This window comes from Streptomyces sp. NPDC057253 (genome assembly GCF_042669125.1).
Taxonomy (GTDB): Bacteria; Actinomycetota; Actinomycetes; order Streptomycetales; family Streptomycetaceae; genus Streptomyces.
This window is the reverse complement of record NZ_JBHUXV010000072.1, coordinates 19,731-34,395: the sequence shown is the minus strand read 5'-3', so window position 1 is coordinate 34,395 and position 14,665 is coordinate 19,731. Positions and strand designations below refer to the sequence as shown.

Annotated in this window: 11 protein-coding genes and 1 pseudogene; 5 read left to right on the top strand and 7 right to left on the bottom strand. The window is 72.2% G+C overall.

Annotated elements, in window-relative coordinates; genetic code table 11:
* The first annotated feature begins 55 nt into the window (after positions 1-55).
* Complete coding sequence (locus tag ACFULQ_RS31590) at positions 56-1,219, top strand: NlpC/P60 family protein (protein ID WP_383550521.1); 1,164 nt, start codon at positions 56-58, stop codon at positions 1,217-1,219.
* Here ACFULQ_RS31590 and ACFULQ_RS31585 read toward each other — a convergent pair.
* The 5 genes from ACFULQ_RS31585 to ACFULQ_RS31565 are packed head-to-tail and all read right to left on the bottom strand — an operon-like array spanning position 1,192 to position 6,801.
* Complete coding sequence (locus ACFULQ_RS31585) at positions 1,192-2,445, bottom strand: styrene monooxygenase/indole monooxygenase family protein (RefSeq protein WP_383550519.1); 1,254 nt, start codon at positions 2,443-2,445, stop codon at positions 1,192-1,194. The two genes, ACFULQ_RS31590 and ACFULQ_RS31585, sit on opposite strands and share 28 nt — an antisense overlap.
* A 25-nt stretch (positions 2,446-2,470) precedes the next feature.
* Positions 2,471-3,097, bottom strand: coding sequence for an ATP/GTP-binding protein (locus ACFULQ_RS31580; protein WP_383550517.1), 627 nt, complete (start codon positions 3,095-3,097; stop codon positions 2,471-2,473).
* Entirely contained in the window at positions 3,078-3,482 is a 405-nt protein-coding gene (locus ACFULQ_RS31575; protein WP_383550515.1) for a DUF742 domain-containing protein, read from the bottom strand. The genes ACFULQ_RS31580 and ACFULQ_RS31575 overlap by 20 nt, the downstream gene beginning before the upstream one ends.
* A complete protein-coding gene (locus tag ACFULQ_RS31570) occupies positions 3,479-3,982 on the bottom strand; it encodes a roadblock/LC7 domain-containing protein (RefSeq protein WP_383550513.1) in 504 nt (167 codons plus the stop codon). The genes ACFULQ_RS31575 and ACFULQ_RS31570 overlap by 4 nt, the downstream gene beginning before the upstream one ends.
* Positions 3,979-6,801, bottom strand: coding sequence for a nitrate- and nitrite sensing domain-containing protein (locus tag ACFULQ_RS31565; protein ID WP_383550511.1), 2,823 nt, complete (start codon positions 6,799-6,801; stop codon positions 3,979-3,981). The genes ACFULQ_RS31570 and ACFULQ_RS31565 overlap by 4 nt, the downstream gene beginning before the upstream one ends.
* Positions 6,802-7,173: 372 nt before the next feature.
* Here ACFULQ_RS31565 and ACFULQ_RS31560 point away from each other — a divergent pair, with 372 nt between their 5' ends.
* The gene (locus ACFULQ_RS31560; RefSeq protein ID WP_383550509.1) at positions 7,174-7,962 is read left to right on the top strand and encodes a protein phosphatase 2C domain-containing protein; all 789 of its coding nucleotides are present in this window, start codon (positions 7,174-7,176) and stop codon (positions 7,960-7,962) included.
* Between the two features lie 748 nt (positions 7,963-8,710).
* Here ACFULQ_RS31560 and ACFULQ_RS31555 read toward each other — a convergent pair.
* A complete protein-coding gene (locus tag ACFULQ_RS31555; protein ID WP_383550507.1) occupies positions 8,711-9,205 on the bottom strand; it encodes a MarR family winged helix-turn-helix transcriptional regulator in 495 nt (164 codons plus the stop codon).
* 231 nt (positions 9,206-9,436) lie between these two features.
* On the opposite strand from ACFULQ_RS31555, the gene ACFULQ_RS31550 reads away from it, so the two are divergent.
* A complete protein-coding gene (locus tag ACFULQ_RS31550) occupies positions 9,437-10,321 on the top strand; it encodes a lysozyme (RefSeq protein ID WP_383550505.1) in 885 nt (294 codons plus the stop codon).
* A gap of 75 nt (positions 10,322-10,396) precedes the next feature.
* Here the strand turns inward: ACFULQ_RS31550 and lon are convergent, their stop codons facing one another.
* Complete coding sequence (gene lon, locus ACFULQ_RS31545; protein WP_383550503.1) at positions 10,397-12,811, bottom strand: endopeptidase La; 2,415 nt, start codon at positions 12,809-12,811, stop codon at positions 10,397-10,399.
* Between the two features lie 178 nt (positions 12,812-12,989).
* Between lon and ACFULQ_RS31540 the strand changes: the two genes are divergently transcribed.
* A complete protein-coding gene (locus ACFULQ_RS31540; protein WP_383550501.1) occupies positions 12,990-13,646 on the top strand; it encodes a GNAT family N-acetyltransferase in 657 nt (218 codons plus the stop codon).
* Between the two features lie 205 nt (positions 13,647-13,851).
* Positions 13,852-14,650 (top strand): annotated as a pseudogene (locus ACFULQ_RS31535) (GNAT family N-acetyltransferase).
* The last annotated feature ends 15 nt before the right edge of the window (positions 14,651-14,665 follow it).

The following is a 14,665-nucleotide window of genomic DNA, read 5'->3' as shown; positions in this document are numbered from 1 at the left end:
CGCCTGATGCTCGCCGTGCGGAACAGAGGGGCTGCTCCGCACGGGAGGTGATGACGTGTCAGGAAGGCTTCTGCGTCTGGTGTGTACGGCGGCCGTGGCGGCCGGCACGGTCCTCGCACCACTGCCGGCGGCGGCCGCACCCGTGCCGGAGCCCAGCGAGCGGACCGTGGCCGAGCCGCGGGAGCGGACCGATGCCGAGCCGGGCGGGACCGATGCCGAGCCCGGTGAGCGGAGCGTGACGGAGCCGGGTGAGCGGACCGTCGCCGAGCTGCTGACGGATCTTCAGCGGCTGTATCAGGAGGCCGAGCAGGCCACCGAGACCTACAACGCCACCGAGGAGAAGCTGCGGGAGAAGCGCGCCGAGGTGACCCGCCTGGACACCGCGCTCTCCCGGGCTCGGCTCTCCCTCCACGACAGCCGGGGTGCCGCGGGGCGGCTGGCCCGCCAGCAGTACCAGAGCGTCACCGGCATCTCCCCCTACGTCCGCCTCCTGCTCGCCCGCGACCCCCAGCACGCGCTCGAACAGGGCCATGTCATCGGCCAGTTGGCCAGGGAGCGGGCGAAGACGGTGGGCCGCCTCACCGGCACCGAGCACCGGGCCGACGCCCTCGCCCGCGTGGCCCGCAAGGCCCTGGACGACCAACTCACCCTCGCGGCCCGGCAGAAGAAGGACCGGGACGACGTACGCAGGAAGCTCGCCGACGTGGAGGAGCTCCTCGCCTCCCTCACCGCCGAACAGCTCGCCCGGCTGGCCGAGTTCGAGGAGAAGGGGGTGGCGAAGGCGCAGGAGGAGCTGACCACCTCAGGCGCGCTGGGCGAGGCGGAACGCAGGCCGACCGCGGTGGGCGGGAAGGCCCTGGAGTACGCCCGGCGCCAGCTCGGGAAACCGTACGAATGGGGCGCGGAGGGCCCGAGGACGTACGACTGCTCGGGTCTGACGTCCGAGGCCTGGTCACACGCCGGCACCCCGATCCCCCGGACCAGCCAGGAGCAGTGGGCCCGGCTGCCGAGGATCGAGCTGAAGGAACTGCGCCCGGGAGACCTGGTGATCTACTTCCCGAAGGCCACGCACGTGGCGATGTACATGGGGAAGGGCCAGGTCATCGAGGCCCCGAGGACGGGCGAGAAGGTGAAGATCTCCCCGATCGCGTCCCACCCGATCCTCGGAGCCGTACGTCCGGACGGTGCCGGTCAGGCCCCGGCGACCGAAGCCAGGTAGGCCCCCGTCTTCTCCGGCTCGTAGAAGAAGTTCTCGAAGTCCGCCGGGTTGTCGAAGCCGTTGGCGAAACGGTCCGCCACCGGCTGCAACTGGCCTGCCGCGCCGATGAGGTTGAGGATGTGCTCCGGCGGCGGGGCCAGCATCGCGTTGGTCCACTTGGTGACGTGCTGAGCCGTGTCCCAGTACCGCTCGAACGTCCCCCGCATCCACTCCTCGTCGAACTCCTTCTCCCCGTGTTCCAGGATCGACGCGAGATACGAGGCCGCGCACTTGGACGCGGAGTTGGAGCCCTGCCCGGTGATCGGGTCGTTGGCGACGACGACGTCGGCCACGCCCAGGACCAGTCCCCCACCGGGCAGGCGGCCTATCGGGTTGCGCACGGTGGGCGCGTAGCGGCCGGCCAACGTGCCACCGGCGTCCGTCAGTTCGACCTTGGTGGCGCGCGCGTACTCCCAGGGCAGGAACTTCTCCATCAGTTCCAGGGTCAGGGAGAGGTGCCGGGCCGGGTCCTTCACGCCGTTGAAGACGTCGAGCGGGCCGCCGGGCACGCCCTCCCAGAACAGGATGTCGGCCCGGCCGGAGGTCGTGAGCGTCGGCATGACGAACAGCTCGCCCACGCCCGGGACCAGGTTGCAGCGGACCGCCTCGGTGTCCGGGTGCTCGGGGCGCGGGCCCAGTCCGTGGACGTAGGAGACGGCGAGGGCGCGCTGCGGCTCGGTGTACGGGGAGCGCTCGGGGTCGCGGGCGAACATCGAGACCAGCTCACCCTTGCCCGCCGAGACCAGCACCAGGTCGTACGTACGGGAGAAGTAGTCGAGGTCGCCGACGGCCGCGCCGTGGATGACGAGCTGGCCGCCGCGCTGGGCGAAGGTCTCCATCCAGCCGGCCATCTTCACCCGCTGGTCGACCGACTGCGCGTACCCGTCGAGCCTGCCCAGCCAGTCGATCGCACGCTGCGAGGGCCCCGGGTCGAACGAGCCGGGGGCCGCCACCGAGACGCCGAGCCCCTCGATCTTCGGGGCCTGGGACTCCCAGAAGTTCAGCTGGAGGTCGCGCTCGTGCTGGAGTGCCGTGTGGAACATGCACTGCGTCGACATGACCCGGCCGGCCCGGATCTCGTCCGCCGTCCGGTTGGACATCAGGGTGACCTCGTAGCCGTGCGACTGAAGGCCGAGGGCGAGCTGGAGTCCGGACTGGCCGGCTCCGACGACGAGTATCTTCCGCATGCGGGTGATGGCTCCTTAACCGGTGCTACTCGGGGGTGACGTCCAGCGCGTGCCCGACGAGGGACAGGAGCGTCTCGATCACCGAGATCCTCCGCCGCGCGTCCATGATCATGACAGGTATGTGCGCGGGCACCGTGAGCGCCTCCCGCACGTCCTGCGGGTCGAACAGCTCGCTGCCGTCGAAGTGGTTGACCGCGACGACGTACGGCAGTCCGCAGCTCTCGAAGTAGTCGAGGGCGGGGAAGGAGTCCTTGAGGCGCCGGGTGTCGGCCAGGACGACGGCGCCTATCGCGCCCCGCACCAGGTCGTCCCACATGAACCAGAACCGCTCCTGGCCCGGGGTGCCGAAGAGGTACAGGACCAGGTCGTCGTCGAGCGTGATGCGGCCGTAGTCCATGGCCACGGTGGTGGTGACCTTCTCCGGGGTGCCGGTGAGGTCGTCCACCTGCTCGCTGGCCTCGGTCATCAGCGCCTCCGTCTGGAGGGGCTCGATCTCCGAGACGGTGCCGACGAGGGTGGTCTTGCCGACGCCGAAGCCGCCGGCCACGACTATCTTGGTGGCGACGGGCGCCCGGGTGCGGTCCGTCTGCCAGGACTTGAGGTTGTCGTCGGTGTCCTCGACAGCGAGGTCCCTAAAGGCGACGGAGTCCACTCAGCACCCTTTCCAGCAGAGCGCGGTCGGGACGGCCCGTACCGTGAGCGGTACCGGTGCCGTACACACGGATCTTTCCCTGGTCCGCGAGGTCGCTGAGGAGCACCCGGACCACGCCGAGCGGCATCTTCAGCAGCGCGGCGATCTCGGCCACCGTGCGCATCCGGCGGCACAGTTCGACGATGGCCCGCAGCTCCGGCATGACCGACTTCAGCGAGCCGTTGGTCAACTCCTTGCGCTCCTCCGGGGCTTCGAGAGCCGCCACGAAGGTCTCCACCAGGAGGATGTGACCGAAGCGGGTGCGGCCGCCGGTGAGGGAGTACGGGCGGACGCGGGCCGGTTTGCGCTCGCCGCCGCGGACGGGGAGGTCGGGCCGGTTCGTCATCGGGCGCTCCCCGTCCCCTCGTTCTCCAGCGACTGCCGCAGCTCGCTGCGGAGTTCGGGGGTCAGGACGTGTCCGGCGCGGCCGACGAACAGGGCCATGTGGTACGCCACCACGCTCATGTCGCAGTCCGCGGAGCCGTGGACTCCGAGCAGCGAGCCGTCGCTGATCGACATCACGAACAGACTGCCCTCGTCCATCGCGATCATGGTGTGCTTCGTGGAGCCGAAGTCCATGAGCTTGGCGGCGCCGAGGGTGAGGCTGCCGATGCCGGAGACGATGGTCGCGAGGTCGGCGGACGAGCCGCGCGGGCCGCTGGGTTTCCCCTCCCGGGCCTCGCGCGCCTGCGCGTTGCGCTCGGCGTCCGAGGAGAGCAGGAGCAGGCCGTCGGAGGAGACGACGGCGACGGACTGGACGCCGGGGACCTCCTCCACCAGGTTGGTCAGCAGGAAGTGGAGATTGCGGGCCTCACGACTCAGTCCGAAGGTACTGGGCGCGGTCAACTGCTTGCCTCCTCGACTGTGCCCCCCGTGGCTTCTTCGGATGCGGTGCGGTGTTCTGCGGCCGGCAGCGCGGTCTCGCCGGTCTGTTCCTTGATCTCGGCCTCCACGTCCCGGTGACCGGCCTCCGCCCCCCGACGGAAGCCGCCCAGCCTGCGGCGCAGTGCCTCGGCGTCCACGGACGTGTTGCGCCGGCGCGGGGCCGGGGCGGTGGGTGCGGTGATCCTGGGGGTGCGCTTGGGCAGGCCCTTGTCGGTGAGGGGCTCGTCGTCGGCGCGGGTGTGTTCCGTCTCGGCCTCGACCTCGGCCGCGGGTTCGTGCGGCTGCGGGTCGTGCGGGGCGGGTGCTGGTGCAGGGTCCTGCGTCACCGGTTCCGGCTGTTCCTGTGCCGGTACGGGTGCCAGCAGCTCCATGGTCGTCTCGGCCGGGGACTCCGCGGGCTGCTCGCGTACGGCGTGCTCGGCCGGGGACTCCGCCGCCTGCTCCGGTACGGCGTGCTCGGCCGGGGTCTCCGCGGGCTGCTCGCGTACGGCGTGCTCGGCCGCGGTCTCCCCCGCCTGCTCGCGTACGGCCTGCTCGGCCAGGGTGACCAGGGGGTCGCCCTGGGAACGGCCGCTCAGGACGTTGGAGTTGACCTCGGCGTCCGCGCCCGGGAGGGCGAAGGAGTGGCCGGCGTCGGTGCCCGGGGCGTCGGCGGCCGGTACGGCGGAGGCGGGCGCGGCGGTGAGCAGGGCCCCGGGGAGGACGACGACCGCGGCCACCCCGCCCTGCTTCTGCTCGCGCAGCTGCACGCGGACGCCGTGCCGGTGCGCCAGGCGGGCCACGACGTACAGGCCGAGACCCAGTCCCTCCCCGCCCTCGTCGTACGACTCGTAGGCGGCCTCGGGATCGAAGTCGGCCAGGCGGGAGTTGAGGGCCGTCATGCGCTCGGCGGTCATGCCGATGCCCTCGTCCTGGACGGAGAGCATGACCTCGCCGCTCTCCAGGAGCCAGCCGGAGACCTCGACGGGCAGGTCGGGCGGGCAGAACGCGGTGGCGTTCTCCATCAGTTCGGCCAGCAGGTGGGAGAGGTCGTCCGCGGCGAACCCCACGACATGGGCGTGCGGCGGCAGGGCGGCGATCCGGACCCGCTCGTAGCGCTCGATCTCGCTGACGGCGGCGCGGACGACGTCGACCAGCGGGACCGGGCCCGCGCTCTGCTGGACGTGCTCGGTGCCGGCCAGGACGAGGAGGTTCTCGCTGTGGCGGCGCATGACCGTGGCGAAGTGGTCGAGCTTGAAGAGGGTCGAGAGGCGCTCGGGGTCCTGCTCGCGCTCCTCCAGGTGCTCGATGACGGCGAGTTGCCGCTCGACGAGGCCGAGGGTGCGCAGCGCGAGGTTGACGAAGGTGGCACCGATCGTCTCCCGCAGACGCGCCAACTGGGCCGCGGACTCGGCCAGTTCGCCCTTGAGCTGCTCGCGGGCGTCGGCCATCTTCTGGCGCTGGCCGACCAGGTGCTTGCGGTCGGCCTCCAGCGTGGTGATCCGCTCGGTGAGCGCGACGGTGTGCGCGTGCAGGGCGTTGACGGAGCGGACGACCTGGGCGAACTCGTCGTTGCGGCCGGTGAAGGAGACCGCTTCCTCGGTGGTGGGGTCCTCGGCCCCGGCGAGCCGCGCGGAGCCGCGGCGCAGCACGGACAGCGGCCGGGTGAGGGTGCGGGCCATGGCGGTGGCGATGCCGACGGCGAGCAGCATCAGCGCGCCGAGGACCGCGACCCGCAGCTCCAGCGCGGTGACGTCGTCGTCGCGCAGCTGCTCCAGCGTCTTGACCCGGCGGTCGAAGAGGGCCGACTCGGCGCCGCGCATCAGGTCGACGCGGGCGGAGAGCGCGGCGTCGAGCTTGGTGGTGCTGGTGCCGAGCTCGCCGCTGGAGAGGGTGGGCTGGGAGGTGAGGGCCGCGAGGTACTCGTCGGCGGAGTTGACTTCGGGGCCGGTGACCGTGGAGTCGTAGCTGCTCTTGGCGGCCGCGGGCGCGGACTCCTGGAAGTCGGCGAGGGCCGCGTCGGAGCGCAGCCGGGCCTGCTGGGCGGCGGCGCTGAGCGCGGCGCGCTGCTTGGCGTCGGCGGCCGAGGTGACCTTCTTGGCGGTGGTCAGGCCGGTGATCGGGTCGTAGACGCTCTGGGTCGTGGTGGGCACGCTGAGGGCCGCGAGCAGCAGTCCGCGGGTGGCGGCGGCCTGCTGTACGGCGGAGTCGAGCTCGGCGAGGGCGTAGCCGCCGGAGCCCGCGCGGGGCGGGGTCTTCGCGGCGAGTTCCTCGGCGAGGCGGTGCAGCTCGGTGATGGCGGCCGAGTAGGCGTTGTGCGCTTCGAGCGCGGTGGACTTCCCGGTGAGCGCGGAGCGTCGTACGGCGGCGATGTCGTCGAGGTCGCCGCGCAGGGCCGGGGAGAGGTCGGTGTCGGCGCGCAGTTCCTCGACCTGGCGGTCGACGCGGGCGCTGGACTGTTCGCCGGGGGCCTTGGACTTGGGGCGGCCGGCCGCGATGTAGGGGGTGACCTCGTCGCGTTCGTCGGCGAGCGCGTGGGCGAGGTCGAGGGCGTCCTGGGTCTGCTCGGCGAGCGTCACCAGGTCCTGGGACTCGTGGAGGTCCGCGGACGCGGTGACGAGGGAGGGGGCGCCGGCCCCGGCGATCGCGGCGGCCACGACGGCGACGGCGACGATCAGCCGGGTGCGGACGTGGGTGGGGCGGCCCTTGCCGACGGGGGTCTCGGGGGCGCCGGACGTGGGCTCCGTGCCGTGGCCGGAGGCCGTCTGCTTGCCTGTGCGACGAGGCCGCGTCTTCTGCACCGCTGCTCGCATTCCTGAACTCGTGATACCCATGGGCCCGGAGTGACGCTCCGTCAACTGGTGTGCACACCGGGGTGCGATTCCCGACCCTCCCAGCGCCGGTGGGCGGTGGGCGAGCATCACCTGAGCCGCCACCCGAAGGAGTGAACCCCGTTGGGGAGTTGGCGGGCAAGTTCCTGAGGCACGCGCGCGTGTCGGGTGTGGCGGGCCGGTTGGACGCCGGGGAGAACCGGTGGCAGGATTCGCCACCACGCCGTCCCGGAGTGCGCCATTCCCCCCTAAATCTGGCGTCTGACCTGCGCGACTGCGTCAATTCCGCGACCGTTGGCGGGCTTTGGCGAAGCTTGTGAAGGGGTCGTGCAGACTGGCCGGATGCGTACGGAACTTGTCTCGGAACCCGGCGATGTCCAACGGCCCAACGAGGACTTCGCGAGTGTCGCCCTGCCCGCGTCGGGGCGGGGCGGAGTACTGGTCGCGCTCGACGGGGTCACGCCGCCGCGGAGCGGGACGGGGTGTCTGCATTCGGTTCCCTGGTTCACGGCGCGGCTCGGTGGGGCGCTGACCGAACTGGCCGTTTCGCTCATGGATGTTCCGCTGGTGGAGGTGCTGTCGGGGGCCATCGCGCGCACAGCTCGGTCACATGGTGAAGGTTGTGACCTTTCTCACCCGCGCACGCCTCAGGCGACGGTGGTGCTGGCGCGGTGGTCGCCGGCGACGGTGGAGTACCTGGTGCTGTCCGACTCGGTGTTGCTGGTGGAGTCCCCGGACGGGGTGGTGACGCCGGTGCTGGACGACCGGCTGGCCCGGCTCCCGCGCGCCGCGCTGGCCACGGACGCGCTGATCGACGCCAACCTCCGCAACAAGGAGGGCGGCTTCTTCACGGCGGCGGCGGATCCTTCGGTGGCGGGGCGTTCGGTGACGGGTTCCCTGGACCGCGCCCAGGTCCGCACCCTGGTGGCACTCACGGACGGGGCGGCGCGCTGGGTGGAGCGCTTCGAGGAGGGCAACTGGACCGACTGCTTCACGTTCGTCCACAAGCGGGGGGCGCAGGCCCTGGTGAACCGCGTCCGAGACCTGGAACAGGCAGACGCGGAGTCGCGAACATATCTCCACCGAAGCAAGACCCACGACGACGCGACGGTGGTGTACGCGGAACTGTGAGGCCTGCGGCGGGGGCGGCGGGGCGGGCCGACGGCGGCGGGCGCTGAGGCCGGGCGGCGCGGAGGGGTGCGGCGGCCCTGGGGCCGGGCGTCTGAATCGGGCGCGGCGAGCGCCGGCGGGAGCCACAGGGGCCGCACGACTCGACCAGGCGCGGAGGGCGCCGGCGGGAGTCGCAGGGGCCGGACGACTCGACCAGGCGCGGCGAGCGCCGGCGGGAGCCGCTGGGGCCGGGCGGCTCGACGGGCGCGGCAACCGGCGCCCTTCAAGAGGGCGAGCTGATCGGCGCCCCCGCAGGATGGCGAGCGGCACCGCGACAGGTAGTGCGGCGGCCGACTCGACCGACCGCCACCGCCGAGCAACCCGCCCAGGCAACGCGGAGCGACCGACAGGCCGACACCACGCGCCCCGACCGGCCGACGCGGGCGACCCGACATCAACCGGCGCCGCACGTCCCGACCGACCGCCGACGGACGACCGACTGACCAGCCGACACCGGCGACCCGACCGGCCGGCACCGAGCAGCCCGACCAACCGACGCCGAGCGACCTGACCGAAGCCGGACGCCCCACTCGAACCGACACAGAACAGCCCGACCCACCGCCCCCGGATGCCCCGAACAGCCCACACCGAGCCACCCGTCCGGCCGAAGCGGACGACCTGCCCGGGCAACCCCGAGCCACCCGACCGGCCCCCACCACACGCCCCGGTCGGCCGGCATGGGACGCCCGTCCCACCGGCACACCGCGGGTTACTTCTCCATGCCCCGGTTCAGTTGGTGCAGGAGGCGGGCCAGTTCCGTGACCTCTTTCGGGTTCCAGTGGGCCAGGCGGCCCGCGTAGCGGGCGCGGCGGGCGTCTCGGACTCGTTGGACCCGGGTGCGGCCCTCCTCGGTGAGGTCGACCAGCCAGGCGCGGCCGTCGGCGGGGTCCGGTTCGCGGGCGACCAGGCCCAGTTCCTCCAGCGCCCGCAGCTGACGGGACATCGTGGCCTTGCCGACGCCGATGTAGCCCGCCAGTTCGGTGGCGCGCTGACGGCCGCATTCATCCAGACGGACCAGCAGACCGTAGGCCGCCGACTCCAGGTCGGGGTGGACCTCGCGGGCCATCTCCCCCTGGTTGGCCCGGGCGCGCCGCAGCAGAACGGTCAACTCACGTTCGAGTGCGAGGAATCCGGGCTGGTCCACACCGCTCGGCGGAGCGTCCGCCCCGCCCCGGCCCGCGCCGCCGTTTCCGTCTTCGTGCACGTCAGCCCCTGCCTCGGATTTCCCGGTCCTGAAAGTTTCCGCCAAATTGCGCGGTTGCCGCAGCTCCGTAAGTATTTCGCAGGGCTAGACCAACGGCAGCAACCGGTCCCTCTTCCCAGCAGCTCGCACCCGTGCGTAGCTTCTTGACCAGGCGATGTCTGGCATGCCCACGCCATACACCCCGGCCGGGTGTCCCCCACCGAGCATCACCGAGCCCTTCGGAGGCCCGCCATGCCCGCGCACAGACCCGGATCCCCCCGCCCACGGCACCTGTTCCTCACCGGCGCCCTCATAGCCGTATGCGCGCTGATACCCATAACCCCGGCGTCGGCCGCGGAACCGCCCGACGCCACCGCCACCGCGACCACCACCGCGCCCGCCACCACCAGCGCCCCCGCCACCCCCGCCACCCCCGCCCGCGGCACCGCCCGCATGGGCATGGGCGTCGTCGCCCACGACGGCCAGGGCGGCCTGCCCACCGGCACCCGCGCCGCCCAGACCGAGGGCGTCGACGTGGCCAGCTACCAGGGCAACGTCTCCTGGACGACCCTGTGGAACAGCGGCGTCCGCTGGTCCTACAACAAGGCGAGCGAGGGGACGTACTACACGAACCCCTACTTCTCCCAGCAGTACACCGGCTCCTACGGCGTCGGCATGATCCGCGGCGCCTACCACTTCGCCACGCCGGACACCACGAGCGGCGCAACGCAGGCCAACTACTTCGTCGACCACGGGGGCGGCTGGTCCGCCGACGGCAGGACCCTGCCCGGCACCCTCGACATCGAGTGGAACCCGTACGGCGACTCCTGCTACGGCAAGAGCGCGAGCGGGATGGTCAGCTGGATCCGTGACTTCCTGAACCAGTACAAGGCCCGCACCGGCCGCAGCGCCGTCATCTACACCTCCACCAGCTGGTGGTCCCAGTGCACCGGCAACTACGCCGGCTTCTCCGCCAACCCGCTGTGGGTCGCCCGCTACGCCTCGACCGCGGGCACGCTGCCGGCGGGGTGGAGCAGCTACACGATGTGGCAGTACACCTCGTCCGGGCCGACGGTCGGCGACCACGACAAGTTCAACGGCGCCCTGGACCGCGTCCAGGCGCTCGCCAGGGGCTGACGCGCTCCCTGACACGGCGAAGGCCCGGGCCTCCCTCACGAGAACCCGGGCCTTCACCTCATCCGGAGGCGTCCGTCACGCCGCCACCGGAACCTCCGGCGCCGCCCCGTTCACAGCCGGGGACAGCGCCAGCTCCAGGACCTGGCGGACGTCGGTGACGGCATGGACGTCGAGCTTGTCCAGCACCTCCACCGGGACGTCGTCCAGATCGGCCTCGTTGCGCTTGGGGATGATGACGGTGCTCACCCCGGCGCGGTGCGCGGCGAGCAGCTTCTGCTTCACCCCGCCGATCGGCAGGACCCGGCCGGTCAGGGAGACCTCGCCGGTCATCGCCACGTCCGTGCGGACCAGGCGGCCGCTGAGCAGCGACGCCAGTGCCGTCGTCATCGTGACGCCCGCGCTCGGGCCGTCCTTCGGCACCGCGCCCGCCGGGAAGTGGATGTGCACGCCCCGGTCCTTGAGGTCGGCGACGGGCAGCTCCAGCTCGGCGCCGTGCGACCTGAGGAAGCTCAGCGCGATCTGCGCGCTCTCCTTCATCACGTCACCCAGTTGGCCGGTCAGGGTCAGCCCGGCCGCGCCCGTTTCCGGGTCGGCCAGCGACGCCTCCACGTAGAGGACGTCCCCACCCGCTCCGGTGACCGCGAGTCCGGTCGCCACACCCGGGACGGCCGTACGGCGCTCCGCCGGGTCCTGGGCCGACTCGGGCACGTGGTGCGGGCGGCCGATCAGCGCGCGCAGGTCGTCCGCGCCGATGGTGAACGGCAGCTCCCGCTCGCCCAGTTCGTGCTGGGCCGCGACCTTGCGGAGCAGCCGGGCGATCGAGCGCTCCAGGGTGCGCACGCCCGCCTCGCGGGTGTACTCCCCGGCCAGCTTGCGCAGCGCGCTCTCCTCCAGCGTGACCTCGTCCTTCTCGATGCCCGCCCGCTCCAGCTGGCGCGGGAGCAGGTGGTCCCGGGCGATGACGATCTTCTCGTCCTCGGTGTAGCCGTCGAGGCGGACCAGCTCCATGCGGTCGAGCAGGGCCTCGGGGATGGCCTCCAGGACGTTCGCCGTGGCGAGGAACACCACGTCGGAGAGGTCGAGTTCGACCTCCAGGTAGTGGTCGCGGAAGGTGTGGTTCTGCGCCGGGTCCAGGACCTCCAGGAGGGCCGCCGCGGGGTCGCCGCGGAAGTCGGAGCCCACCTTGTCGATCTCGTCGAGCAGGACGACCGGGTTCATCGAACCGGCCTCCTTGATGGCCCGCACGATCCGGCCGGGCAGCGCGCCGACGTACGTACGGCGGTGGCCGCGGATCTCGGCCTCGTCCCGGACGCCACCGAGGGCGACCCGGACGAACTTGCGGCCCATGGCGTGCGCGACGGACTCGCCCAGCGAGGTCTTGCCGACGCCGGGCGGGCCGACGAGGGCCAGCACGGCACCGCCGCGCCGCCCGCCGATGACCCCGAGGCCCCGGTCGCTGCGACGCTTGCGCACCGCCAGGTACTCGGTGATCCGCTCCTTCACGTCCTCAAGGCCGGCGTGCTCGGCGTCCAGGACCGCCTTGGCGCCCTGGATGTCGTACGCGTCCTCGGTCCGTTCGTTCCACGGCAGTTCGAGAACGGTGTCCAGCCAGGTGCGGATCCACGATCCCTCGGGCGACTGGTCGCTGGACCGCTCCAGCTTGTCGACCTCCTTGAGTGCGGCCTCCCGCACCTTCTCCGGCAGGTCGGCGGCCTCCACGCGGGCGCGGTAGTCGTCGGACTCCTCGCCCTCCTGCTCGCCGTTGAGCTCGCGCAGTTCCTTGCGTACGGCTTCCAGCTGACGGCGGAGCAGGAACTCCCGCTGCTGCTTGTCGACGCCCTCCTGGACGTCCTTCGCGATGGTCTCGGCGACGTCCTGCTCGGCGAGGTGGTCGCGCAGCTGCTGGGTGGCGAGCTTGAGGCGGGCGACCGGGTCGGCGGTCTCCAGCAGCTCGACCTTCTGCTCGGTGGTCAGGAAGGGTGAGTAACCGGAGTTGTCGGCGAGGGCGGACACGTCGTCGATGGCCTGCACGCGGTCCACGACCTGCCAGGCGCCGCGCTTGCGCAGCCAGGCGGTGGCGAGGGCCTTGTACTCCTTGACCAGGTCGGCGACATGACCGGGCAGCGGTTCGGGGACGGTCTGCTCGACCGTGGTCCCCTCGACCCACAGGGCGGCGCCCGGGCCGGTGGTCCCCGCACCGATCTTCACCCTGCCCCGGCCGCGGATGAGGGCACCCGGGTCGCCGTCGGCCAGCCGGCCGACCTGCTCGACGGTGCCGAGCACACCGGTGCTCGCGTAGGTCCCGTCGATCCGCGGCACCAGCAGGACCTTGGGCTTGCCGGGTTCCGAACGGGCGGCGGCCTGGGCGGCCTCCACCGCGGCGCGGACGTCGGCGTCGTTCAGGTCCAGCGGCACCACCATTCCGGGCAGCACGACCTCGTCGTCGAGCGGCAGCACAGGCAGAGTGAGCGGTGTGGACGTCGAAGCCATGATCTCCCCTTCGGCAGTCAAGTTGAGCTATGCCGACTCAATGCACATGAGCCTTCGAATGTTCCCCACCCCCTTCCCTGTTCGCTGTGGGCGATCACCGCCGTCGCGACCGGCACCCGGCGCCTATCGTGACGCCCGTAATAGGTGAGCGACAGCAGAGACCATTACAGGGGGTCCGGTGAACGACATCGTGCAGGCGTGGGTGGACGGCTGGGTCGTGTCCCGCGGGGCCGCGCCGCCGCAGCGTGAGGCGTGGGGGTTCACCGTGGACGTGGGGCAGATCGCGCACGTCTCGCGGCATGTCTTCGAGGCGCTGGGCGACGGCGTGGACGAGGGCGCCGTGCGCAAGGTCGCGGACGCGGTGACGGGCGCCGGGGTGTGGCTGAAGGTGTTCCACGACCCGGAGATCGTCGGGAAGTGGCTGGGCGAGGGCTGGTGGGTGGATCCCGAGCCCGGGTATCTGATGACGGTCCCGCTGGCGGACGGGCGAGCGGAAGCCGACGTGCCGGACAGTTACCGCACGCGCGTGTGGTCCGTCGGCGGCGTCACGCGCGTGCTCGTCGCCGCGCCCGACGGCTCCCTCGCCGCTCGCGGCCAGGTGGCCCCGACCGGCGCGACCGCCGTCTTCGACCAGATCGAGACCGTGACGGCGCATCAGCGGCGAGGCCTGGGCAGCGTCGTCATGCGCACGCTCCAGACCGCGGCGGCCGCCACGGGCGCGAGGACCGGTGTCCTGGCGGGGACGCCCGCGGGCCGGGGGCTGTACGAGTCCCTGGGCTGGCATGTGGAAGCTCCGCTCACCAGTGCGAAGTTCGTCGGACCGGACGTCGCGTGACTGTCCGTCACCGCCCGCGGGAAACCCGGAGGCGGCCCGGGACGGCCTCTGTCATGCTGCGCCGGTGATCGCCCCGGCACCTCCGGGGCTCCTCGCCGGCCGCATGACGGACAACATCCGGTCGACGCCGGCTCTTCCCGGCGGCGGGACCCGGTGACCGGTGCCCGGGGCACGACGGACCAAGAGAACACGGGGACGACCCACCATGACCACCGCGGACATACAGACCCTCCTCGCCGCCTACGACGACCAGATGCGCGGCGCTCCCCCGACCCCGCCCACCGGGGTGACCTACGAGCAGGACGGGCCGCTGCTGCGGATCGTCGGGCAGTTCCGCGGCTTCGTGAGCGGCCCGCGCGACCTCGGCGTCGAGGGTGACGCGCTCGACGAACTCATCACCCGCCAGCGTGACTTCTTCGCGGCGCGCGGCGAGGCGCTGGAGTGGAAGACCCGGCCCGCGACACCCCGGCCGACCTCACCGAGCGGCTGCGCGCGGCCGGTTTCGTGCCCGAGGAACGGGAGACGGTGCTGATCGGCCGGGCCGCCGAGATGGCCGTAGGAGAGCCCGCACTGCCGGACGGTGTGACCCTGCGTCGGGTCACGGCCGACGCGGACATGCGCCGGATCGCCGCGATGGAGTCCGAGGTGTGGGGCCAGGACTGGAGCTGGCTCGCCGAGGACCTCATCGGGAGGGTCTCCTCCGCGCCGGAGGAGATCGCGGTCTACGTCGCCGAGGCGGACGGCGAGGTGGTGTGCGCGGCCTGGCTGGCGTTCCGCGCGGGCACCGAGTTCGCGAGCCTGTGGGGCGGCTCCACGCTCGCCGAGTGGCGCGGCCGGGGCATCTACCGCGCCCTGGTGGCCGTTCGCGCGGCTCTCGCCGTCTCCCGTGGGGTCACCTATCTGCACGTGGACGCCTCGGACGACAGCGCCCCATCCTGCGCCGGCTCGGCTTCCACGCGGTGACCACGACGACGCCTTACGTCTGGACACCACCGACCCGCTGACACGGGACCACGGGG